Below are 22,835 nucleotides of genomic sequence, written 5' to 3'. Positions count from 1 at the left end.
AGGGCCGCCGGCCGGGCCGCACGCGCCGAGGCCCGGCGGTTCAGAAGGCCGGGACGGCCGCCCGACCGGTGGCCACCGGGGGCAGCTCCCGGGTGTTGTCCACGCCGGCCCGCCGGGCCGCCGGCGCGGCGTCACCGCTGGTCTCGGCCGTCGGCCGGAGGTCGGCGAGGAGCGACACCGACTCGACCTCCGGGGTACGCCCGGCCGCTCGCCGTGCCTCCTCGCGGAGGCTGCGCGCTGCGGTCGCGGCCAGCTCGGCCGCCCGCCAGGCCCGCTGCTCCCGCTCGTGCGCCGCCCGGTGCCGGTCGAGCAGGTTGTCCCGGACGGCCCGCCGCAGCACCAGTTCCTGCTCCACCGGGTGCAGCCGCGGGTCCCAGCCGTTGCGGTGCGCCAGGGCGTCGTCGAGCTGCGCCGCCGAGAGCTCCCCGCGCTCGAACGTCGCCCGGGCGGTGCGGTGCAGGAAGCGCTCACGGTCGGCGTACTCCGCGGGAGTGCGGACGGTACGCGGCAGCGGCATGCCCGCCGCAGCGTCGAGCCGGCGCACGACCGCCTCCGCCTCCTGGTAGGCCTGCCAGGCCGACTCGACCTCGTCCTGGGCGGTCACCCACTCGGCCCGCCGGCGCTCGGCGGTGCCGGTCGCCCCCTCCGCCGCCACCGCGATCTCCTCGGCGTAGCGGTTCTGTTCCCGCTGCTCCTCGGCGAACTCCAGGTCGGTCGGCAGCACGGCCTGCCGGATCCGGCCACCGACGGCCGAGCGGAAGCGGGACGGTCGGACGACCAGCCCGGCCACGGCGACCGCGGGGATCACGAGCAGGGCCAACCAGATGACGGCGGCCTGGGGGACGTCGAGCAGGACGGAGGAGAGCACGTTCTGCATCAGCAGCACCTCACGGTGAAGAAGTTCTGACGGACGGTCGGATACCCGCCGGGCGGGCGCGGAACACGCGGCGGCGCGGCGGGTTCCGGCCCGGGTGGGTCCGCCCGATGCGGTTCGGGGCGTGTCCCGGCTGGCTGGCCGCCGCTCAGCGGCGGGGCGGGCCTCGCCGGCCGACAGCGCCGCGGGCGGGGTCGACCGGCGACACCACCGTCGCCGACGCGGGCGCCATCCCGGCCGGCGCGGGCACGCCAGCCGCCGGGGCAGCGGTCGGCGCCACGACGAGGTGCCACGACCCCGCGGTCGGGTCGCCGGTGGCCGGTCCCCGGTGCGCGCCGGCCCGGCCGGGTGCGGTCGGCCCGAGGAGTGCGCCGGCCGGGTCGCCGGTGACGCGGTCTGCGCCGGCCCGGTGGGGCACGGCGGTCGGCATGAGGTGCCCGCCCACCGGGTCGCCGGTGGCCGCCGCGACGGCTGCGGACGGGGCGAACGCCGGCCCGGGAACCGCCGGGATCGCGAACCCGTCGCCGACCCGGCCGCCCGGCGCGGCGGCGGGACCGTGGCTGGCGACCGGGGCGCCCACCGGCGTGGCGAGGGCAGCGGGCCGGGCGGGGGCGACGATCGGGGCGGCCATCGACGTGGCGAGGGCATCGGCCCGGACGGGGGCGACGATCGGCGTGGCCGGGGCATCGGTCGGGGCGGCGGCGTGCGCCGGGGCGCCGAGGCCGGCGGCGAGGACCAGCGCGGCGACCGCGAGCCGGGTGAGGCTGCGCAACGAGCGGAGCGTCGCCGGCCAGCTGGGGCGGGCGATCGCTACGGGCAGCACCGTTCCAAACTAGCCTCCACCCCGGTGGTCCGCAGCTCCACGCGGCCGGCGGATAGCGTGACCGCCCTCACCACGTGCGATGTGGACGGCCCGCCCCCGACGTCGGGGACGGGCCGTCGATCGCCGTTCTCGCGGCGGGTCAGCGCTCCGTGCCGAGCACCGGCGGCGTGCCGCCGTCGCCGTCCTGCCAGACCATCTCGTCCTCGGTCAGCCAGGTGAGCCGCTCGTCGGACTCGTGCTCGTCGTGCTGGCCGCGGCCGCCGAGCACGCCCGGCCGGGTCGAACCGGAGCGGCTGCCGCCGGCCATGCCGGAGCGGTTGCCGCCGGCCGCGCCCGAGCGGTTGGCCTCACCGGGGGCGCCGCCCGCCGTCCGGCCGGACGCCAGGCGACCGGTGCCGGCGGCGGAACGGTTGTCGGCGCCGACCCCGCCGGCGCCGGACCGGATGGCCCCCGTCGCCGCGGCGCGGCCCGAGCTGGCCAGCGCGCCGGTGCCGACCGCGCCCCCGACCGCCGTGGCCCCCGCCCCGAGCAGCAGGCCGCTGCTGCTGCCGCCACCGCCCCCGGTCGAGCCGGCTCCGGCGGGCGGGCCGCCGGCCAGCAGACCGGAACCGTCGGTGGGCTGGGCGCCGGCGAGCGAGGTGCCGGTCGGCACGCCGCCGACCGCGCCGACCGCGCCGGCCGGGTCGAGCGGGTCGACGCGCGAGCCGATCACGCCGGGCGTGGCCGTGCCGCCGGAGCCGGCCCCGGCACCGTCACCGGCGCCGCCGGTGGCGGAGAGCTTGCTGACCGAGCCGCTCGGGGAGGTGCCGGCGGAGCGCTTCGCGCCGGAGCCGCTGCCGAGGCGAGGCCCACCGGAGACCGAGCCGACGCCACCGACGCTCGCCGACCCGGCGTCGGACCGGACGAGGTTGCCCGGCATCTCCGGGTGCGGCGGCGGGGGCGGAAGCATCCGGCCGAAGGCGGAGGTGTCGTAGCTGGCGGCCAGGTTGGCCACCACCTGCACCATCCGCTGCCGGGCCCGCTCCTGCTCCTCCTTGTCCTGCTGGTGGCCCATCAGGCCGCCGATCGCGGCGCCCGCGACGCCGAAGACCAGGCCGCCCTTGACCGCGCCGGAGATCGTCTTGTCGTGGTCGTCGGTCGCCTCCGGGCTCTCCGCGACCTGCTGCGCCTTGGTCAGGCTGTCCGCCATCAGGGACAGGGCGCGCTGCACGTCGGCCATGCCGTCGGAGAGGGCCCGCGAGTAGTCGGCCACCAGCCCGACCCGGGCCTGGAACTCGGCGGACGCCGTGCCGGTCCAGCTGTTGGCCAGCTTGTTGAGGTCGGCGCCCAACTCCTGGGCGAGCCCGTCGACGATGTCCTTGGTGGCGGTCCACTGGGCGGCCAGGCCGTCGATCTGGGCGGGCTGGCCGGCGTGCACGCCGTCGTAGAGCGCCTCGTGGCTGGCGTGCTGGTAGCGGCTGGTGTACTCAGACACGCGGATCCTCCCCGGCCCGGCCCAGTGCCTCGTCGATGCCGCTGAGCGCGTTGGCGATCTGCGCGGCGTTGGCCGCGTTGCGCTCCTCGGTCGTCCGATAGTTGTCCATGATGGTGGCGGTCGCCGAGCGCACGGCGGAAACCGCCAGCCGGAGCCGGTCGAGCTGCGCCCGGTAGTCGGCCAGGACGGCCGCGTACCGCTGGGCGTTGTCGGTGGCGTCGGCGAACCGGCCGAGGGCCGGCGACCGGCCCGCCCCGGCGCCGAGCTTCCGGACGGCGGCCTCGGCTTCGGCCAGCCGGCCCGCCAACCGTTGGTGAAAGTCCTCAAGGGACAGTACGTCGACTGTCGTCCGCCCGCTCATGACTACATCCCCGTAGTGATCGTCGATACCGTTGGCCACGCTCAGGTTAGTCGACGGCGGCCAGCCCGTGCGACCCGCAAACGGTCGCACGACGACGGTCGACCGGCGCGGATCCGGCTACTGGCCGGCGCCCGACGGGCTGGTCGACGGCGCGGGGGTGGGCGAGGCGCCGCCGTCGCCCGCGTCGCGGCGGCCGGCCGGCTCGAAGTAGGTCTGCGCGCCCTCCCGGCTCAGCGCCGGCCCGGTCGGCACCAGGGCGAGCAGTGACGCGGGCACGGCCAGCGGCTCGACCCCCGCATACCCCAACGCCTCCACCGCCCCGGCGCCCAGCGGATAGCGCACCCCCTGGGAGCTGATCAGATAGACCGTCGCGCCGGCCTGGTCGCCGCCCTCCCCGGAGCCGGCCGCGCCCCGCACCAGCACGCCCTTGCCGCCCGGCAGGGTCACCTGGTCCGCGGTGCGCACCGCGTCCCGCCAGCTCTGCCGAACCGCCCGGGAGTCCGCGGTGACCGTCGCCGTCAGCTCGGCGGGCGGGCGGTCGAACGCGGTGACCGTCGTGGTGGGCGGACCACCCGCCGGACCCGGCCCGTAGCTCGCGCAGATCACCGTCTCGCCCGTCCGGGCCGGTTGGGTGGTGGGCATCCGCTGCGGCATGCCGTCCGCCTCCAGCGGCTTGCGGACCAGCATCTGCCCGACCCGGTCCGGCGGGATGTCGGTGATCCGACCGCCGCCGCCGAGCAGGAGCAGCGCGGTGACGTCGCCGATCGAGACCAGGCCCTCCCGGGTCAGTACGTAGTGCCGGCCGGCGGCGCGGAACACCTGGCCGATCTCGGCCGGCCCGTCGCCGACCACGAGCCCGCTGCGCTCGCCGTCCCCCTCGATCCGGGGCGCCCGCAGCGCCGGCCCGGCCGGCACCGCGTTGAGCAGTTGCTCCCCCACCTCCAGGGTGGTCGAGCCGGTCATCCCGAGGGCGGCGATCGAGGCGTCGCCGTCGGTCACCCGCAGCCGGGCGTTCCCGGTCAGCAGGTACCGCTCACCGCGGGCGGTGACCAGCATCGCCCGGTCGGTCAGCGGGGTCCCGCCGGGCAGCGGCCGGTCGATCACCAGCTGGGTGGTGGTCCGGCGCTGGTCGTTCGGATCCGGCACGTCGCACACCGACCAGGGCAGGCCGACCAGCGCCTTCCGGTCGGGCAGGTCGTCCGGGGCACCCACGATGCCGACCGCCCGACCGCGCGGCCGGTCCTCGATGGAGGCCCGGGACATGGTGCGCACCTCGGGGTCGGGCTCGTTGAGGATCAGCCGCGCCGAGGCGTAGTTGAGGGTGGGGTGCAGCCTGCCCTCGACGAAGACGTACGTCGCGCCGGTCTCCCGTTCGATCACCAGGGTGTCCGGCTCCAGCGGGGCGGCGTTGCTGGTCAACTGCCCGTACGCGCCGACGCCGCCGAGCACGACGGCGGCGGCGATCACGCTGCCGAACACCGCCATGCCGAGCCGGCGCATCGGCAGGTTGTTGGTCTCCGGATCGCCGGAGAGCAGCGCCGAGACGATCCGGCGGGTGACGAACCGGTACGCCTGCACCTGATCGCGGCGGGTCCGCATGAGTAACCTCCGGCGGGGACGGGTCCGCGACGCTCAGGTCTCATCCTCGCCGCGGGCTTCCCTACGATAAGGGGCCGTCGGTGGGTCATCGGGACCCCCGCCCGTCCCGCCCCGGCGGATTGTCCGCCCGTCCAGAAAGGACGCCACCGATGACGCAGGTCCAGGCGCCGCCCGGTCGTACGGCCACGGCCACCGCCACCGCCGGATCCGGTGACCTTCCGGCACCGGCCGCGGACCGGCGGCCCCGCGGCCGGCTCGGCGCGGTCGCGGTCGGTCAGCTGGTGGTGGTCGAGCTGTGCGCCCTCGCCACCTGGCTGGCGTACGGCGGCCCGACCTGGCTGGTGGCGGTGGTCGGCGCGGTGGCCGCGCTGGTCGTGATCGCCACCTTCGCCCGCCGCGGCGGCCGCTGGTGGTACGAGGATCTCCTGCTACGCCGGGCGTTGCGGCGGCGGCGGGGCAGCGCCCGCGCCGCGGTGGCCGGCGGCACCGACGATCCCCGGGTGGCCGCGCTGGCTCCCGAGCTGAGCGTCGTCGAGCTGACCGACCGGGGCACCCGGCTGGGCATCGGCCAGGACGGGCAGGGCTTCTTCGCCGCGGTGGCGCTCACCGGCCGGCCGGACACGGACTCCGGATCGGTCGAGGCGTCGGCGGTGGACCGGGTGCTGGCGGTGCTCGCCGAGTTCAGCGGACCGGTCTCGCTGGCCCAGGTCGTCTCGCACACCCTGGTCTGGTACCCGGCGCCCGGCGCCCCGCCGGCCGCGCACCGGACCGTCTGGGTGGCGCTGCGGCTCTCCGTCGCCGACGCCCGGGCCGAGACGGTCAGCCGTGGCGGGGGGATGCGCGGCGTGCACCGTACCGTCGCGGCGGGCATCGGGCGGCTGGGCAAGGCGCTCAACGCCGCCGGCCTCCCGCACCGGGTGCTCGGCCGGGACGAGCTGCGGGCGGCGGTGATCTCCGCGGCCGGCCTGGATCTTGCCCCGCAGCCGCCGGCCGAGACCTGGGAGGGCCTGCGCGGCGGTGGGTGGACGCAGCGGTGCCTGGCCCTGCGGACCCGGCCCGCCGCCCCGCTCGGCGCGGTGGTCGACGCGGTCACCGCCACCTCCGCGCCGTCGCACACCGTGGCCGCCACGGTGCGCCCGGGGGCCCGCCGGATCCACCCGCTGCTGCGGGTGGCGGCCACCGACAACCACGTGGAAGCGCTGGTCAAGGCGGTACGGGACGTGGTGCGCCGGGCCGGCGCGCCGACCCGGCCGCTGGACGGGCAGCACGCGCCGGGCGTCTACGCCACCGCGCCGGTGGCCGCCCCCTCGCCGGCGGCGCGCTCGTGACGCCGCCCCGGCGCGGGCGGGCCGGTCACGGGCGCAGGTTGACGATCCAGCCGTAGAGGCCGCACACCCAGACGGTGAGCGGCACCAGCGAGATGATCACGAGGATCTCGATGATGTCGAGCGCCCGGCCCCAGAGCGGGGAGATCCGCTTGCCGGCCACGGTGAGGCCGTAGATCAGGCTGATCACCGCGACGAGCAGCAACCCGCCGAGCACCACGCCGAGCCGCACCGCCAGCCCGCCGGCGAAGAAGGTGGCCGCCCCGGCCAGTACCAGCCCGGCGGTGCCGGCGAGCAGCACCGGGGTGCGCTGGGCGCGGCCGAGGAAGGGCCGGGCGCGCAGCAGCGACAGCACCCCCAGCACCAGGCAGAGCAGCACCGCGGGCAGCCGGCCGTCCACCGCGAGGAACACCTCGCCGCCGAGCACCAGCAGGAAGACCGTCCACAGCAGACCGGTCAGGAAACCGTCGGCGCGGTCGCTGAGCCGCAGCACCCGCCGTCCGTCGACGCTCTCCGCGTCGGACTTCAGGTCGTCCGGGCCGGTGGGGATGGACGGCACGGGCAGCCGGGCCAGCCGGTAGGCGGCCATCGGCAGCATCGGCAGGGTGCCGAAGGCCACGGTGGCCACGATCGCCCCCGCGGCCGCCGGCGTCGCGCCGAACGCCAGGCAGATCACCGCGCCGAACGCCACCGCCGCGCCGACCGAGGTGGCGCCGACGAAGAGCGGCAGCCGGTCACCGACCGCCAGCGCGGCGAGCGCGCCGAAGACCGCCACCGCGGTCCCGGCGAGCAGGACGTGCGGGCTCGCCAGCTCGCCCAACCCTCGGTCGCCGGCCAGCACCAGCAGGCCGCCGATGGCGGCGTACCCGGTGCCGGCCAGGCCGAGCACCGCGCCGGTGCGGCTGTCCCCGCTGGCCCGGGACAGCACCGCGGCGCTGACCAGCAGGGCGACCGCGACGAGCAGGGCGGCCAGCGCGCCGGGCAGTTGGGGCGGCCCGGCCAGCAGCGTCGCCGCGGCGCCGGCGGCCAGCGTCACCCCGGCGAGCAGCACCGAGAACGTCCGGGTGGTGCCGACCTGCCAGGCGCCGGGACGCTGGTTGGTGCCGGTGGCCACCGCGTCCACCACGTCGTCGAAGACGATCTCGGGTGCGGCCGAGGAGCGCGGGTTGAAATAGAGCACCTCGCCGTCGCGGACGCCGAGCTGGGTGGCCGTACGGCCGCCGTCGAGCGGCGGGCCGCCCAGCCGGGACAGCCGCCACCCGCCGTGCCGGACGCCCTCGTCGGCCAGGTCCTCGCCCGCGTAGCGGAGCAGGGTCGGCAGCAGATCGGCCAGCGGCACGTCCGACGGCAGGGCCAGGTCCATCCTGGTCCGCGGGGCCACGATGGTGATCCGGCTCAGCCCGCCGGTCGCGGTCTTGGTCGCCACAGTGGCCTCCTCGTGCTCGCCTACGATCCACCCCGGCCGGCGGCGTCCCCCTACACGGGTCCACGACGCCCACGGGAGATTACCTACGATGACGGGCGCACAGGTTGCCCACCCGACGACTCGGGCGAGTTTGGCAGACCACGAGCAGGGCCGCTTCTGGGGAGGAGACAGCCGTGAGCACGGTGGTGTTCCGTCGGCTTCCGCGTCAACCGGGACCCGCGCTGCCCCGCGGCGAGCTGCTGCTGGAGTCGCCGCCCGAGCTGCCCGAGCCGCAGCCGCGCAGCATGGCCCAGGTGCTGATGATCCTGCCCATGCTCTGCGGGGTGGGCGCGATGGCGTTCCTCTACGCCGGCCGGGGCGGCGGCATGATGACGTACGTCGCCGGTGGTCTGTTCGGCGTCTCGATGCTCGGCATGGCGCTCGGCACCATGGTCGGCAGCGGCGGCAACGACAAGGCCGAGCTGAACGCCGAGCGGCGCGACTACATGCGATACCTGGCCCAGATGCGCAAGCGCACCCGGCGCGCGGCCGAGCAGCAGCGCGCCGCGATGGCGTGGCGGCACCCCGAGCCGGACGCGCTCTGGTCGATCGCCGCGTCCCGCCGGCTCTGGGAGCGGCGGATCACCGAGGACGACTTCGGTGAGGCCCGGATCGCGCTCGGCCCGCAGCGCCTCGCGGTGGAGATCGTCACGCCGGAGACCAAGCCGGTGGAGGACCTGGAGCCGATGAGCGCGATCGCGCTGCGGCGCTTCGTCCGGGCCCACTCCACCGTGCCGGAGCTGCCCACCGCCCTGTCGCTGCGGGCGTTCAGCCGGATCGTGCTGCGCGGCGACCGGGAGCCGGTGCTCGACCTCACCCGGGCGGCCCTCGGCCAGTTGGCCACCTTCCACGCCCCCGACGACCTGGTCGTGGTGGTCGTCGCCGCGCCGGACCGGCAGGCGGCCTGGGACTGGGTGAAGTGGCTGCCGCACGCCCAGCACCCCGCCCGCACCGACGCCGCCGGCGCGCGGCGGCTGGTCTTCGCCAGCCTCGCCGAGGCCGAGGGGGCGCTCGCCGACGAGCTGGCCGGTCGCCCCCGGTTCGCCCCGGAGGCGAAGCCGCTCACCACCGCGCCGCACCTGGTCGTGGTGGTGGACGGGGGCGAGATCGCGCCGACCTGCCAGCTGATGGGGCAGGGGCTGCTGGGCGCCACGGTCATCGACCTCTCCGGCACCGTGCCGCGCGACGCCGGTCGCTGGCTGCTCTGCCTCGACACCGGCGACGGCAGCTCGCTGGAACTGGTGCGGGGCAGCTCCACCAGCCGGCTGGGCCGGCCGGACCGGCTGGACGCGGCGGCCGCCGAGGGGCTGGCCCGGCAGATCGCGCCGTACCGGCTGTCGCAGCAGCAGACCATCAGCGAGGAGCCGCTCGCGCGCAGCATGGAGCTGCCCGACCTGCTCGGCGCCGGGGACGCCGCCGCGGTCGACGTACGCCAGACCTGGCAGCCGCGCAGCCAGCGGGACCGGCTGCGCATCCCGCTCGGCGTCGGGCCGGACGGCAACGTGGTCGAGCTGGACTTCAAGGAGTCCGCGCACGAGGGCATGGGCCCGCACGGCCTGGTCATCGGCGCGACCGGTTCCGGCAAGAGCGAGCTGCTGCGTACGGTGGTCGCCGCGCTGGCGGTGACCCACTCGTCCGAGGAGCTGAACTTCGTCCTGGTCGACTTCAAGGGCGGCGCCACCTTCGCCTCGCTGGACGCGCTGCCGCACACCAGCGCGGTGATCACCAACCTCTCCGACGAGCTGCCGCTGGTCGACCGGATGCGCGACGCCCTGGCCGGCGAGATGAACCGCCGCCAGGAGGTGCTGCGGGCGGCCGGCAACTACGTCTCCCGGTACGACTACGAGAAGGCCCGGGCGGCCGGCGAGCCGCTCGAACCGATGCCCAGCCTGCTCATCATCTGTGACGAGTTCAGCGAGCTGCTGGCGGCGAAGCCCGACTTCATCGACCTGTTCGTCATGATCGGCCGGCTGGGCCGGTCGCTCGGCGTGCACCTGCTGCTCGCCTCGCAGCGGCTGGAGGAGGGCAAGCTGCGTGGCCTGGACACCCACCTGTCGTACCGGATCGGTCTGCGGACCTTCTCGGCGGTGGAGAGCCGGATCGTGCTCGGCGTGCCGGACGCGTACGAGCTGCCCAGCGCCCCCGGGCACGGTTACCTGAAGTCGGACACCAGCACCATGCTCCGGTTCCGGGCGGCGTACGTGTCCGGCCCGTACCGGCCGCCGGGGCAGACCGCCGCGGTGACCCGGGCCGCCGTGCAGCGCCGGATCGTGCCGTACGGCCTGGACTTCGTGCCGGTGCAGGCGACCGAGACGCCGGTGGAGGCGGCGCCGGAGCCCGAGCAGGCGGCCGACGGCAAGGCGGTCGCGATGCTCGACGTGCTGATCGACCGGATCAAGGGGCAGGGGCGGCCGGCACACCAGGTCTGGCTGCCGCCGCTGGCCGAGCCGCCGGGCCTGGCGGAGCTGCTGCCGCCGCTGGCCGTGCACCCGCAGTTCGGGCTCTGCACCGCGAGCTGGCCGGGGCGGGGCCGGCTCACCGTGCCGGTCGGCGTGGTGGACCGCCCGTACGAGCAGCGCCGCGACCCGATGATGGTGGAGCTGGCCGGGGCGGGCGGCAACGTGGTCATCGTCGGCGCGGCGCTCAGCGGCAAGAGCACCATGCTCCGGTCGTTGATCGCGTCGTTGGCGCTCACCCACACCCCGCGCGAGGCGCAGTTCTTCTGCCTCGACTTCGGCGGTGGTGCGCTGCGCAGCCTGGAGGGGCTGCCGCACGTGTCCGGAGTGGCCGGCCGGCGCGACTCGGAGGCGGTGCGCCGGACGGTGGCCGAGGTGGTGGCGATCCTGGACGACCGGGAGGCCCGCTTCGCCCAGCACGGCATCGACTCGGTGGCCAGCTACCGCCGGCGCCGGGCCGCCGGTGAGTTCGCGGACGACCCGTTCGGCGACGTCTTCCTGGTGGTGGACGGCTGGAACACCCTGCGCCAGGAGTACGAGGAGCTGGAGCAGACCATCACCACGGTCGCCAACCGGGGGCTCGGTTTCGGTCTGCACGTGGTGGTGACGGCCTCCCGCTGGGCGGAGATCCGGATCAACATGCGCGACCTGCTCGGCACCAAGCTGGAGCTGCGGCTCGGCGACCCGGCCGAGTCGGAGATCGACCGCCGGGCGGCGACGAACGTGCCGGAGAAGTCCCCCGGCCGGGGCCTGACCCGCGACAAGCTGCACTTCCTGACCGCGGTGTCGCGGATCGACGGCAAGCGGGACATCGACGACCTCACCGAGGCGTCGGTGGCGCTGGCCCGGCACGTGGCGGAGAACTGGCCGGGCCGGCCGGCGCCGAAGGTCCGGCTGCTGCCGCGCCGGCTGCCGGTCACCGAACTGGCCCGGCTCGTGGACCGGTCCGTGCCGGGGCTGCCGATCGGGGTCAACGAGGCGGCGCTGGCGCCGGTCTACCTCGACCTGGCCAACGAGCCGCACCTCACGGTCTTCGGCGACGCCGAGTGCGGCAAGACCAACGTGCTGCGGTTGATCGCCCGGCAGATCGTGGACCGGTACACCCCGGCGCAGGCCCGGCTGGTCATCGCCGACTACCGGCGCGGCCTGCTCGGCGCGGTGGAGGGCGATCACCTGCTCGACTACGCGCCCTCCAACCAGGTGTTCAGCAAGGGCCTCGCCTCCATCCGCAGCGCCCTGCAGAACCGGCTGCCGGGACCGGACGTCACCACCGCCCAGCTGCGCGACCGCAGCTGGTGGAAGGGCCCCGAGCTGTACATCCTGGTCGACGACTACGACCTGGTCGCCTCCGGCGGCAACAACCCGCTCAGTGTCCTGCACGAGCTGCTGCCGCAGGCCCGGGACATCGGCCTGCATCTGATCATCACGCGCCGGGTCGGTGGCGTCGCCCGGGCCCTGTACGAGCCGGTCCTGCAACGCCTGCGGGAGCTGGACTCGCCGGGCCTGCTGATGTCCGGCAACCGGGAGGAGGGAGCGATCTTCGGCACCCTGCGGCCCAGCCCGCAGCCGCCCGGCCGGGGCGTCCTGGTCCGCCGGCGCGACGGTCAGCAGCTGATCCAGACGGCCTGGGTCGAGCCGGTCTGAGGCCGGGGTGGCGCCGTCCCTTGACGGCTGCGTGTCCACTGTGTCGACTGGTGGAAAACGTGGTGCCGGACAGTGCCTGATACGGGGCTGCGGGCGCTGGACGCGGTGGGCTACCGTCTCCTACGGAGTGTCCGTCGGTGGGGTGTTGGCCTTGCCGCGGGGGAGGGCGCGGCAGTTCCGCCGCCACAACGATGACGGAAGGGTGTGAAGCATGGCGTTCGAGGTCGAAGCAGGGACTCTGCATCAAGCCGCGAGTGACGTGCGCTCCACGCGCAGCGAGGTCGACGGCGAGCTGAAGAAGCTGTGGAACGTGGTCGACGACCTGGCGATGGCTTGGAAGGGCCAGGCGAGCACTGGGTTCCAGTCGCTCATGACCCGCTGGAGCGAGGACACGACCAAGCTGCTGACGGCGATGGACAGCATCGCCGATCTGCTCGACAAGTCGGGTACGACGCACCAGGTCAACGACGAAGAGCAGCAGCAGATGCTGGACAAGTTCCACTCTGCTCTCAACCCGTGATCGGCAACCAGGAGCAGAGGAGGGAATCGGCATGATCAAGGTTGACTACGCGGTCCTCGAGGCCAGCAACCAGCAGATGCAGACCATCTCGCGGACCATCGACGAGAAGCTGGACACGCTGCGGTCGATGCTCAGCAAGCTCCAGTGGGACGGCCAGGACCGGGCCGCCTACGAGCAGCACCAGGCCCAGTGGGACGCCGCCGTTCGGGACATCAACCGGATCCTGAACGAGATCGGTGGCGCCGTCGGCGTGGCACGCGAGAACTACGTCAGCACCGAGATGAGCAACGCCAAGGTGTGGGGCTGAGATAATCGCCCGCGCGGCTCCGGTCCGGTTCGACCGGGCCGGAGCCGCGTCGCGTTGTCAGCCAGCCGAGGTGGGGGTGTCATGGTCACGGGGAAGCGTGTGCGGAGGGTGCTGCGGTCGGCCGCCGCGCTGGTGACGGTGGCCGTGGCGGCCGCGCTGCTGGTGGCGCCCGCACCCGCCCAGGCCTATCCCGTACGCGAGCAGCAGTGGTATCTGGAAAGCCTGCGGATTCCCGAGGCGCACAAGCTGACCCGCGGTCGCGGCGTGACGGTGGCGGTGGTCGACAGCGGTGTGCACGCCGCGCACCCCGACCTGAAGGGGCAACTGCTGCCCGGCCGCAGCTTCTATCCCGGCGGTCAGGCGAACGGGTGGTCCGACGCCGATCGGGAGAAGGGCCACGGCACCGCGGTGGCCGGGATCATCGCCGGGCGGGGCGGCGGCGGTGGGACCCGCGAGGTCGGCATCGCCCCGGAGGCGCGGATCCTGCCGGTGTCGTTGGGCCCGAACACCGCTCAATGGGACGTGCTCGCCGGCATCCGCTGGGCGGTGGACCAGGGCGCGGATGTGATCAACCTGTCGCTCGCCGGCTCCGGCAAACGTGCCGACGACGCCAAGGCGATCGAATACGCGCTGAGCAAGAACGTCGTCGTGGTGGCCGGCGCCGGCAACCGGAGCCAGGGCTTCGACGAGGTGGGCACTCCGGCCAACGTGCCCGGGGTGATCGCGGTGAGCGGTACGGATCGGTCCGGTAAGGCCTGGTCCGGGTCGGCGACCGGGCCCGAGGTGGTCGTGGCGGCGCCCGCGGTCAGCCTCATCGCCCCGCTGCCACCCGGCGTGAACGGAAGCGCCTACGGCATGACCCAGGGCACCAGCTTCGCCACCGCGATCGTCTCGGGCGCCGTCGCGCTGATCCGGGCCCGCTACCCGAAGCTGGACGCGGCCAACGTGGTCAACCGGCTGATCAGCACCGCCCGGGACGAGGGCGCCTCGGGCCGCGACCCTGAATTCGGCTTCGGCTCGCTCGACGTGCTCCGGGCGCTGACCGCGTCGGTGCCCACGGTGGAGGCGAATCCGCTGCTCGGCCCGGCGGCCGGTGGCGCGGAGCCGCCGGGCGAGGGGGCGACCCGCGGCACCGACCCGAAGGATGACGAGCCGGCGGTGTCGTTCGGGGTGGTCGACGGTTGGGGCGCCGCCGTCCAGGTGGGACTCTGCCTGCTGGCGGTGCTGCTGGCGGTCGCCGTGGTGGTGGCGCTGGTGGTGGTGAACCGCCGTGCGAAGCGCCGGAAGGCGGCGGCCGGACCACCCCCGTCCGGCCCGCCCGGCTACCCCGGCGGCTACGGTCCGCCCGGCACACCGGGCCATCCCGGCGGCTACGGGCCATCCGGCGCTCCGGGTCAGCCCGGCGGTTACGGTCCGCCCGGCGCATCGGGCCATCCCGGCGGCTACGGGTCGCCCGGTCAACCCACGGGTTACGGGTCGCCCGGTCAGCCCGGTGGTTACGGGCCGCCCGGTGGGCAGCACCCGTACCAGCCCCGGCCGGTCGGCCAGCCGGTGCCGCCGTACCCGCCGGGTGTGGGGCCGGGTGGGCCGGTGCCACCCGGGCCGCCGCCGACGGACCAGCAGCAGCGTTGAGATGGACTTCTGAGCACCGGGTCCGGGGAGGACACCAATGAGCGACGAGAACAGCGGCGGCCCCGACCGGGTCGACGTGCGGATGCCGATCCCGATGCCGATCCACCCGATGATGCCCGGGGCGCAGATCCGCGGCGTCAGCTTCGACCGGATCGGCACCGACCAGGCGCACGTGTCGGACGAGCTGTCCGGCGGCGGCGTCCGGACGGAGTGGGACGCGGCCAGCTTCGACTCCGCGGCGGAGTGGCTGGAGGAGCACGGCCGGTACGTGCGGGGTCTCTGCACCAAGATGCACGTGATCGTGGAGCGGCTGGGCCAGGGCGGCGGCAAGGGGCCGCTCGGCGGGTATCCGGCCGCCGGGGAGCTGCTCGGCCAGCACCGGGCCGTCTATGACAACACGAAGCGGAGCCTGAGCAAGCTGGCGGACGACCTCTACGCGGCGGCTGAGGCGCTGCGCGCGGTCAAGCGCAACTACGAGACCGCCGAGGAAGCCAACGCCATGTCGGCCCAGCGGATGAACGAGATCCTCTCCAACAGCGCGCGCGGCGCGGAGAGCTAGGGCGGGGGAGCGGGGAGATGAGTGGCAAGAGCTGGGAGGACATGGCCCGGGAGGTCCTGGTCGAGGGCAACCCGGCCGAGGTCCGCGGTGCCGCGCTGGACTGGCAGGAGGTGCTCCGCAACGTCGGGGAGGTCCAGACCAGCCTGAAGACGAACATCGGCGACCTCGGCAAGACCTGGAAGGGCCCGGCGTACGACGCCTTCAAGGGGCACATCGACCGGCTGGGCAAGGACATCGACGGCATCGTCGACGCGGTCAGCGACCCGGGCTCGGGACGGGTCGGGATCGTGCCCACCCTGGAGACCGCCGCCGCCCAGATCGAGAAGGCGCAGGCCGAGATGCCCATCCCGGCGTCCTGCGTCGGCGACGTGCTGGCCGCCCGCAACGGCGAGATCACCCTCGGGGTCGGGCTCTTCGAGACCAGGGTCAAGGCGGACGTGCTGGGTAGCGCGCCCGTCGAGCAGCTGGGCCGGCTGACCGACTGGGTAACCGGCTGGTTCTCCGACCAGGAGGGCGACGCCCGCAAGGTCTACAACACCCTGGACGACGGCATCCGGGAGACGGGGGAGAACGGCCCCAACGGCGGATGGGTCAAGGTCGGCGACCCGCCGCCGCCCCCGCCGCCGCCGAACCTCGACCGGGGCGGTGGTGGCGGAGGCGGCATCGGGTCGGTGCCGGGCCTCGGCGACACGCCCGGCACGGGCGGCATCTCCGGCAGCAAGGTCCCGGGCATCGGCAGCGGGCCGGGCATCGGCTCGGGCGGCGGCTACGGGTCCGGCTCCGGGGTGCCCGGCATCGGCTCGGGCGCGCACCCCGACCTGAGCACCGGCGGTGGCTACTCCCCGGGTACGGGCACCGGCTACGCCCCTGGCGGGCCCGGCACCGGTGGTGTCGGCACGGGCGGGGTCGGCGCGGGCGGTGGCGGCTACAGCACCGGCCTGGCGGGCGCCGCACCGACGACCGCGGGCCCGGGTGGCGGGCTCGGTGGTGGCGGCCTGAGCGCGGGGCTGGGCGGCGGTGGTGGTGGCGGGCTCTCCGGCGGCGGTGCCGGTGGTGGCGCGCTCGCCGGTGGTCTCGGCAAGCCGGTCAACCCGGGTCTCCCGCCGATGATGGGCGGCGCCGCCGCCGGCGCGGGCGGCCGGAACGCCGGTGGCCGGGGCGCCGGTGGCCGGCTCGGCGCCGGCAAGGCGGGCGGGGGCATGGGGCCCGCGATGGGCGGCATGGCCGGCGGCGGCGGTGGCCGGGGTGCGGCCGGCGCCGGACGCGGTGCGGCCGGCGCGGCCGGTGCGGGTGCCCGGGGCGCCGGTGCCCGGGGCGGGATGGCCGGCGTGGGCGGCGGCAGCGGCGCCGGCTACGGCGAGGAGGAGTTGCCGCGCAACTCCTGGCTGGAGGAGGACGACGACGTGTGGGGCGGGGACGGCGGGGCAGCCCCCGGCGTGCTGCGCTGAGCCGCGACGGCGACGAGGGCCACCGGTCGATCCCGGCCGGTGGCCCTCGGCCGTGTCGCACCAGGACCGGCCGACCGCTCGCGGGGACAACCGCCGGCAACGCCCGGCGGCCAGCCGCCCGTGTCGCCGGTCCCCGGCGGGACGCCGGTCAGCCGGCCGAGCCGGTCTCCGGGGAGTTCGGGCGCCGCCCGGGCCGCCACCCGCGTCGGCGCCCGTGCGCCAGGACCGGCCGGGAGACGAGCAGGAGCACCGCGAACAGCAGGCCGGCCAGCCCGATCCAGAGGGCCAGCGTGCGCTGCCGGTCCAGTGGGTCGTCCCCGCCGGGCGGGGCCGGCATCGCCCCGAGCGGCGGGTCGTTGCGGCTGCCGAGCAGGTTCGTCACCGCCCGGTACGGGTTCACTACGCCGTACCCCAGCTCGGGGCTCTTGCCCTCCGGCGGGCTGTCGGCCGTCCGGACCAGCCGGGTGGCGACCTGCTCGGGGGTGAGGTCGGGGCGGGCGGCCAGGAGCAGCGCGACGACGCCGGAGACGTACGCGGCGGCGAAGCTGGTGCCACCGGCGGCCTGGGGCAGGTAGCCGTCGCCCTGCGGGGCCGGGCCGATGAGGTTCAGCCCGGGGGCGGCCACGTCCACGTGTTCTCCGCTGACGGAGGTTTCCACGTGGGCGCCCTCCTCGTCGACCCCGGCGACCGCGATGACCCCCGGGTAGCTCGCCGGGAACACCGGCCCGTTCTGCTGTTGCTGCTCGTTGGTGTTGCCCGCGGCGGCGACCACGACGACGTTCTTCTTCAGCGCGTACCCGATGGCCTGCTCCAGCTCCGGGGCGGGCTCGGTGACCAGCGACAGGTTGATCACGTCGGCGTCGTGGTCCGCGGCCCAGCGGATCGCCTCGGCGATCTGGCCGGGCAGCGCCGGGTCCCGGGTCTCCTGCTTGTTGGGCAGCACCCGCAGCGGCAGGATCCGGGCCTCGGGGGCGATCCCGCTGAACGGCGACCCGGTGTCCGACCGGCCGGCGATGATGCCGGCCACGGTGGTGCCATGCCCCTCCTCGTCGCAGCGCCCCTGCCGTGCCGGGAGGCCGCTGAAGTCGCGGCCCTCCTTGACGCGCCCCTGGAGCACGGGGTGGCTGGCCGAGACACCGGAGTCGATCACCGCGACGGTGACCTGCTCGCCCCGGGTGATCGGCCACACCGACTCCGGCTTCAGCCGGCGCAACGGCCACGGACGCTCGGTGGGGCCGGGGCCGCCGGTCGGACCGCACGCCGGCGCTGCGGCGGCGACCGGCACGGGCGCGACCACGATCGTGCCGAGCAGGGCCAGCGCCAGTCCACAACGGACGGCCCGGCCCCGGAGGCTACGGGATCCGTCCCCGGCACCCCGGGCCGCCGGTCGCCCACCCGATCGGAAGCTCTCGCGCACGGGGTGAGATTACCGCCGGTGGACCGGCGGCGTGGGCACGGGAGCGGCGGTGCGGTCCGGTCCGATGTGGCCGGAGCCCGGTCAGTGCCGCGCGGTGCCCTCGTCGGCGGGCCCGGGAGTGAAGAGGGCGAGCAGGTCGCCGACCTGGCGGTCGGCCTCGGCCGGGTGGCGGAAGTGGCCGGTCGGGTCGACGGTGTACTCGTTGCGCCGGCCGACCCGGGTGCGCTGGAGGTAGCCCCCGGCCTCCAGGTCCGCGACGATCGCCTGGGCGGCGCGTTCGGTCACCCCGACCTGGTCGGCGACGTCGCGCAGCCGGGCGGTGGGGTTACGCGCGATGGCGAGCAGGACGTGCGCGTGGTTTGTCAGGAAAGTCCAGTTCCGGGTGCTCCCGTGCCCGTCAGCCGTGGTCGCCATACCGGCCATGGTATGACCTTGGGCCCAGGTCGGCGCAGTGACGGCCCCGTGGCTGACCCGGCGCCCGCCACGCCGTGACACCTGAAATCCATATCACGAAATCTTGACGGGCTTTCCCGCCGCGTGTGACGGTGGTGCCGGCCGTACCGCCGGCCGACCCACCCGCGTACGTGAGGGACGAGGTGAGGCGAATGCCGTGGAGCAGTCCGCAGCGCGCGCTCGACGAGCTGCGCGCCGGCAACCGGCGGTTCGTCGCCGGGGCGCCGCGCCACCCCAACCAGGACGCCGACCGCCGTGCCGCGGTCGCCGCCGGCCAGGATCCGTTCGCGGTGATCGTGGGCTGCTCCGACTCCCGCCTGGCCGCTGAGATCATCTTCGACCGGGGCCTGGGCGACCTCTTCGTGGTCCGGACCGCCGGGCACACCGCCGGCCCCGAGGTGCTGGGCAGCGTCGAGTACGCCGTGACCGTCCTCAACACGCCGCTGGTGGTGGTGCTCGGCCACGACTCCTGCGGCGCGGTCCAGGCCGCCCGCGAGGCGGTCCGCACCGGCACGCCACCCCCCGGGCACCTGGGCGCGGTGGTCGACGCCGTGCTGCCCAGCCTGCGGCAGGCGGCCGACCGGGGCGTCGAGGACATCGACGCGATCGTGGACATCCACATCGCCCAGACCGTCGAGGCCCTGGTGTCGAAGTCCGCCGCGCTGGCCGCGGCGGTGGCGGCGGGCCGGTGCGCGGTGGTCGGCATGTCGTACCGGCTGGGCGCCGGCGAGGTGCGGACGGTGGCCGAGGCGCCGGCCGGCGCGGCGGCCCGGGCGCCCGCCCAGGCCCGGCCGGTCGACCCGGTCGCGCCCCCGGCCGGCTGAGGCTGGACCCAGGGCCCTGGCGCGTCGCCGGGACGGGCCCCTGTCGCGCCGACCGCGCGTCGCCGGGGCGGGCCCTGTCGCCCGAACGCGCGTCGCCGGGCCGGCTTCGACCGCGCCCGACCGCACACCGAAGCCCGGAGACGGCGCGGGCCGCCCCGCACGAGGCGGGACGGCCCGGGGGCGCGGGGGGCACTACAGCAGGGACACGTGCACGTGGTCGGTGTGGTTGGACGGGCCGCTGTACGAACGCCAGCCCGTCGCCGGGAACCAGATCTGCCGGTTCCAGATCACGTAGTAGATGCCGAGCCGGTCCGCGTTGCGCAGCAGGAAGGCGGCGAGGTTGTTGCCGTACGTCCGGGTGTCCTTGTTGTGCCACGGGCTGAAGCCGCTGTTCTGCAACGACCAGTCGCACGCCCGGCCCTTCGGGTGCTCCCACGGCCCGCCGGAGCGGTAGCAGCCCACGAACCGGTCGAAGCCGGCCCGCTTGACCTCCTTGTACATGTGCAGCGTGCGCGGCGTGACGCAGCCCGAGGTGGTGGGATCGGACTCGCTGCACGACTCGCGACGCCAGTCCCCGTCGGACGTCCGGCCGGGGGCGACCCGGGCGACCGGCGAGGTCTCCGAGACGAGGCCGCCGGTGAAGCCCTTGCCGCCGACCAGGTCCAGCGACTTCTCCGCCTCGGCTTTGCGCTTGGCGATGATGGCCGTCTGCCGCTGCTGCTCGCGTACCTCGACGTCGAGGGCCTGCTTGGCCGCCTCGGCCTGCCGCTTGGCCGCGGTGACCTCGGCCAGCTTCTGCTCGTTCACCATGTTGATCTCGTCGAGCACCGCGGCGCGCTTCACGAAGGAGGTCGGGCTGTTGCTGTCCAGCAGGACGGCCATCGCGCCCACCCGCCCGGTCCGGTACGACTGCGCGGCGATCTTGCCCACCTGCGGGGTGAGCCGGTCCAGTTCGCTCTGCGCGCGGCGGACCTCGAGGGCGAGCGCGAGCTGGCGCTGCTTGGACTTCGCCAGCTTGGCCTTGGCCTGGAAGTAGCCCCGGTTGGTCTGCTCCAGCACGTCGTTGAGCAGCGGAGGGTCGTTGTCCTCCTCGTGCCCGGACGGCTTGGGGGTGTTCGGGGCGGCCGTCGCCGGGAGGGGCCCGGTGACGATGGCGAGTGCGGTGAGCACGGCCACCACCGGTGTCAACCAGCGGCGCAGGGGTGCCGTCACAGTGTTCCCTTCCTTCGACCGCCGACCGGGTTAGCTGACGGATTCGGGACGGAAGTTGCCCCGGCCGCTGGCGCGGCTTCACCCCAGGTACCTGGTTCCCCGGCTCGCCGAGCGGCGATTGGGCGGTGGCACCGCAGGCGCCGCTGCGCGCCTTCGGCGGTGACCGGCAGCGAGGTTACCCGAGAGCCGGGTCGGTGAGCTACGTCCGGAACCCGACCAAAGCCGTATTTTCGGAGACCTGTGCGGTAACCAGTGACACGTTTGACATGGGTGGCGGCGTGGTCGGTCACGCTCTGCAGTGTCACCATGCGTCGTCCGTGCTCCTTTCCGGATCGGACCACCGGCCGGGGGCCGTGGTGGTGGTCGATGTGCGTGGCGCGCTGAGCGCCTCCAGCGCGTCGTCGTGGTCGGCCGGCGGGCGGGCCGGGGGCGCGACCGGTGCCGGCCCGCCGGTGCGCCGGCCGGCGGTGGTGACGAGCGCGGCCAGACCGGTGGTGAGCGGCACGGCGGCGACCAGCCCCAGCGTGGCCACCGCGCTGCGGACGATCTCCTGGGCCAGGAACTCGCTGGTGAGGAGCTGGCCCACCGGCCGGGAATCGGCCACCAGCAGGAGCAGCAACGGCAACGAGGCGCCCGCGTACGCCAGCACGATGGTGTTGACCACGGAGGCGATGTGCGCCCGGCCGACCCGGGTGGCCGCCCGGTAGAGCTGCCGGCGGGACAGCTCCGGGTTGGCGTGCGCCAGCTCGGTGACGGTGGCCGCCTGGGTGATGGTCACGTCGTCGAGCACGCCGAGTGAGCCGATGACGATCCCGGCGAGCAGCAGGCCGTGCAGGTCCACGTCCTGTTGGAACATGGACAGCGTGGTGGCGTCCTCGCTGCCGTACCCGGTCAGGTGGGTGGCCGCGGTGGCCACCGCGCCGAGGACGCCGGTCAGCACCAGGCTGCCCAGGGTGCCGAGCACGGCGACCGACGTCTGCGCGGTGACCCCGTGGGTGAGGTACAGCACCACGAACATGATCAACGCCGAGCCGATGACCGCGACCAGCAGCGGCGACCGGCCGGCGCCGATCCCGGGCAGCACGAAGGTCAGCAGGATGGCGAAGCTCGCGGCGAGACCGCCCAGCGCGGCCAGCCCACGCCACCGCCCGAACGCGACGATGGCGGCGGCGAAGACCACCACCAGCCAGACCAGCGGCGTACCGCGCTGGTGTTCGGCGATGTCGTAGCGGCTCGCCTGTGGATCGGTCGGGTCGGTGAGCTGGACCAGGATGATCTCGTCGCCCGCGCGCACCGCCGGCGCGCCGGGGCCGTCCGGCACCGGGGTCTGCACCTCCCGACCGGCGTCCGGCCCCTGCGCCACCCGCACGGTGACCGTGCCGCAGCGGCGCTGCCCGCCGTCCGGGCCGCCCTCGGGCGAATCCGGGGTCGGCGGGCAGGCTTCGCTGACCACCCGGGTGACCGTGCCGTGGTAGCGGGGCAGCTCGGCGGCGGGCTCACCGCCCGGCGTGTCGCGGGGCCAGAGCACCACCGCGGCGATCACGGTGAGCAGGAACAGCGGGACCACGGTCGCCACGAGGATCCGCCGCACGCCCGGTGGGGCGGGCGGGGCGGTACGCGGGTGGTCGGCGCCCATGCTGAGTCTCCTGACGATCCGGTGCTGGGTACGGGCCGACGGTCCGGGCGGTTCAACCGCCACGGAGGAACGCCCGGATGGTAACCAGGCGCGTGGTCCGACCGCAGGTCGCGGGGTCGCCGTAGCTCGGGTCGGGCGGCGGGTCAGCCCCGCTTCATCAGCCGGCCGACCGCCGCCATCATCTCGGTGGCCATCTCGTCGGCCCGCCCCTCGACCGCGCCCTCGTGCATGCAGTGCCGGGCGTGCCCGTCGAGCAGCCCCAGGCCGACCTTGTCCAGCGCGGCCTGGATGGCGGAGATCTGGGTGAGCACGTCGATGCAGTAGCGGTCGTCCTCGACCATCTTCTCGATGCCGCGGACCTGGCCCTCGATGCGGCGCAGCCGCGCGAGCAGTTGGTCCTTGCTGGCGGTGTAGCCCCGGGTCGGGGTGGTCGGTGCGGTCATGCCGACCAGGATAGCGTACCCCTCGGGGGTATGGTACGGTCCGGCTGTCCGGTAGATACCCCAAGGGGGTAGGCGTACCGGAGGGCGTGCCGGGCATCTCCCGGGCCGCTACCCCTGGGGGGTATATGGTGGGAGCGACGGAAGGAACGACGATGATCACCAACACGTATCAGGTGCAGGGCATGACCTGCGGGCACTGCGTCAACGCGGTGAACACCGAGCTGCGCGCGATCCCGGGCGTCGACGACGTCCAGGTGGACCTGGCCTCCGGCCAGGTCACCGTCACCAGCGAGCACCCGTTGGACCCGGACACCGTCCGTGCCGCCGTCGACGAGGCCGGGTACGACCTCGTCGGGGCGTGAC

20 protein-coding genes and 1 riboswitch are annotated in these 22,835 nt (G+C 75.1%); of the genes, 9 read left to right on the top strand and 11 right to left on the bottom strand.

Annotated elements, in window-relative coordinates:
• Positions 1-40: 40 nt before the first annotated feature.
• The 5 genes from K7640_RS07745 to eccB all read right to left on the bottom strand — a co-directional run bounded on the left by K7640_RS07745 (position 41) and on the right by eccB (position 5,131).
• Entirely contained in the window at positions 41-877 is an 837-nt protein-coding gene (locus tag K7640_RS07745) for a hypothetical protein (RefSeq protein ID WP_222954022.1), read from the bottom strand.
• Positions 878-1,022: 145 nt separating this feature from the next.
• Positions 1,023-1,697, bottom strand: a complete 675-nt coding sequence (locus K7640_RS07740; protein ID WP_222954021.1) for a hypothetical protein — start codon at positions 1,695-1,697, stop codon at positions 1,023-1,025.
• 139 nt (positions 1,698-1,836) lie between these two features.
• On the bottom strand, positions 1,837-3,171 hold the full coding sequence (locus K7640_RS07735) for a WXG100 family type VII secretion target (RefSeq protein WP_222954020.1): 1,335 nt from the start codon (positions 3,169-3,171) through the stop codon (positions 1,837-1,839).
• Positions 3,164-3,532 (bottom strand): hypothetical protein, encoded by a 369-nt coding sequence (locus K7640_RS07730; RefSeq protein ID WP_222954019.1) that lies wholly within the window; start codon positions 3,530-3,532, stop codon positions 3,164-3,166. Before K7640_RS07730 ends, K7640_RS07735 begins: the two co-directional genes overlap by 8 nt.
• 117 nt (positions 3,533-3,649) lie before the next feature.
• The gene (gene eccB, locus K7640_RS07725) at positions 3,650-5,131 is read right to left on the bottom strand and encodes a type VII secretion protein EccB (protein ID WP_222954018.1); all 1,482 of its coding nucleotides are present in this window, start codon (positions 5,129-5,131) and stop codon (positions 3,650-3,652) included.
• Positions 5,132-5,280: 149 nt separating this feature from the next.
• On the opposite strand from eccB, the gene K7640_RS07720 reads away from it, so the two are divergent.
• Complete coding sequence (locus K7640_RS07720) at positions 5,281-6,459, top strand: type VII secretion protein EccE (RefSeq protein WP_222954017.1); 1,179 nt, start codon at positions 5,281-5,283, stop codon at positions 6,457-6,459.
• A gap of 25 nt (positions 6,460-6,484) precedes the next feature.
• Here the strand turns inward: K7640_RS07720 and eccD are convergent, their stop codons facing one another.
• Positions 6,485-7,882 carry a type VII secretion integral membrane protein EccD gene (eccD, locus tag K7640_RS07715; protein WP_222954016.1) on the bottom strand — a complete coding sequence of 466 codons (1,398 nt, stop codon included), beginning with the start codon at positions 7,880-7,882 and terminating at the stop codon, positions 6,485-6,487.
• A gap of 173 nt (positions 7,883-8,055) precedes the next feature.
• On the opposite strand from eccD, the gene eccCa reads away from it, so the two are divergent.
• The 6 genes from eccCa (at position 8,056) to K7640_RS07685 (ending at position 16,487) form a co-directional block, all read left to right on the top strand.
• Positions 8,056-12,021 (top strand): type VII secretion protein EccCa, encoded by a 3,966-nt coding sequence (gene eccCa / locus K7640_RS07710; protein WP_222954015.1) that lies wholly within the window; start codon positions 8,056-8,058, stop codon positions 12,019-12,021.
• A 211-nt stretch (positions 12,022-12,232) separates the two neighbouring features.
• The gene (locus tag K7640_RS07705) at positions 12,233-12,541 is read left to right on the top strand and encodes a WXG100 family type VII secretion target (protein ID WP_222954014.1); all 309 of its coding nucleotides are present in this window, start codon (positions 12,233-12,235) and stop codon (positions 12,539-12,541) included.
• Between the two features lie 31 nt (positions 12,542-12,572).
• Positions 12,573-12,848 (top strand): WXG100 family type VII secretion target, encoded by a 276-nt coding sequence (locus K7640_RS07700; protein WP_222954013.1) that lies wholly within the window; start codon positions 12,573-12,575, stop codon positions 12,846-12,848.
• A gap of 99 nt (positions 12,849-12,947) precedes the next feature.
• Positions 12,948-14,480 carry a S8 family serine peptidase gene (locus tag K7640_RS30545; RefSeq protein ID WP_222954012.1) on the top strand — a complete coding sequence of 511 codons (1,533 nt, stop codon included), beginning with the start codon at positions 12,948-12,950 and terminating at the stop codon, positions 14,478-14,480.
• A gap of 37 nt (positions 14,481-14,517) precedes the next feature.
• Positions 14,518-15,039 (top strand): hypothetical protein, encoded by a 522-nt coding sequence (locus K7640_RS07690; RefSeq protein ID WP_222954011.1) that lies wholly within the window; start codon positions 14,518-14,520, stop codon positions 15,037-15,039.
• A 17-nt stretch (positions 15,040-15,056) separates the two neighbouring features.
• On the top strand, positions 15,057-16,487 hold the full coding sequence (locus K7640_RS07685; protein ID WP_222954010.1) for a WXG100 family type VII secretion target: 1,431 nt from the start codon (positions 15,057-15,059) through the stop codon (positions 16,485-16,487).
• A gap of 148 nt (positions 16,488-16,635) precedes the next feature.
• Here the strand turns inward: K7640_RS07685 and mycP are convergent, their stop codons facing one another.
• Together mycP and K7640_RS07675 are read right to left on the bottom strand one after the other, a co-directional pair.
• Positions 16,636-17,904 (bottom strand): type VII secretion-associated serine protease mycosin, encoded by a 1,269-nt coding sequence (mycP, locus tag K7640_RS07680; RefSeq protein ID WP_308042485.1) that lies wholly within the window; start codon positions 17,902-17,904, stop codon positions 16,636-16,638.
• 81 nt (positions 17,905-17,985) lie between these two features.
• Positions 17,986-18,327: a helix-turn-helix transcriptional regulator gene (locus K7640_RS07675; RefSeq protein ID WP_374198065.1), complete on the bottom strand. Its 342-nt coding sequence runs from the start codon at positions 18,325-18,327 to the stop codon at positions 17,986-17,988.
• 182 nt (positions 18,328-18,509) lie between these two features.
• Between K7640_RS07675 and K7640_RS07670 the strand changes: the two genes are divergently transcribed.
• Entirely contained in the window at positions 18,510-19,181 is a 672-nt protein-coding gene (locus tag K7640_RS07670) for a carbonic anhydrase (RefSeq protein WP_222954008.1), read from the top strand.
• Between the two features lie 192 nt (positions 19,182-19,373).
• Here K7640_RS07670 and K7640_RS07665 read toward each other — a convergent pair whose 3' ends face one another.
• The 3 genes from K7640_RS07665 to K7640_RS07655 all read right to left on the bottom strand — a co-directional run bounded on the left by K7640_RS07665 (position 19,374) and on the right by K7640_RS07655 (position 22,472).
• Entirely contained in the window at positions 19,374-20,393 is a 1,020-nt protein-coding gene (locus tag K7640_RS07665; protein ID WP_222954007.1) for a hypothetical protein, read from the bottom strand.
• A 3-nt stretch (positions 20,394-20,396) separates the two neighbouring features.
• A riboswitch (cyclic di-AMP (ydaO/yuaA leader) is annotated at positions 20,397-20,528 on the bottom strand.
• A 166-nt stretch (positions 20,529-20,694) separates the two neighbouring features.
• Positions 20,695-22,029 carry a YibE/F family protein gene (locus tag K7640_RS07660; RefSeq protein ID WP_222954006.1) on the bottom strand — a complete coding sequence of 445 codons (1,335 nt, stop codon included), beginning with the start codon at positions 22,027-22,029 and terminating at the stop codon, positions 20,695-20,697.
• A gap of 143 nt (positions 22,030-22,172) precedes the next feature.
• On the bottom strand, positions 22,173-22,472 hold the full coding sequence (locus K7640_RS07655) for a metal-sensitive transcriptional regulator (protein ID WP_222954005.1): 300 nt from the start codon (positions 22,470-22,472) through the stop codon (positions 22,173-22,175).
• 152 nt (positions 22,473-22,624) lie between these two features.
• Here K7640_RS07655 and K7640_RS07650 point away from each other — a divergent pair, with 152 nt between their 5' ends.
• Positions 22,625-22,834 carry a heavy-metal-associated domain-containing protein gene (locus K7640_RS07650; protein WP_222954004.1) on the top strand — a complete coding sequence of 70 codons (210 nt, stop codon included), beginning with the start codon at positions 22,625-22,627 and terminating at the stop codon, positions 22,832-22,834.
• Position 22,835: the final 1 nt, after the last annotated feature.

Source organism: Micromonospora sp. PLK6-60, assembly GCF_019890675.1.
Lineage (GTDB): Bacteria > Actinomycetota > Actinomycetes > Mycobacteriales > Micromonosporaceae > Micromonospora.
Note: the sequence above shows the minus strand (reverse complement) of the source record. Positions and strands in the feature narration are given on the sequence as shown.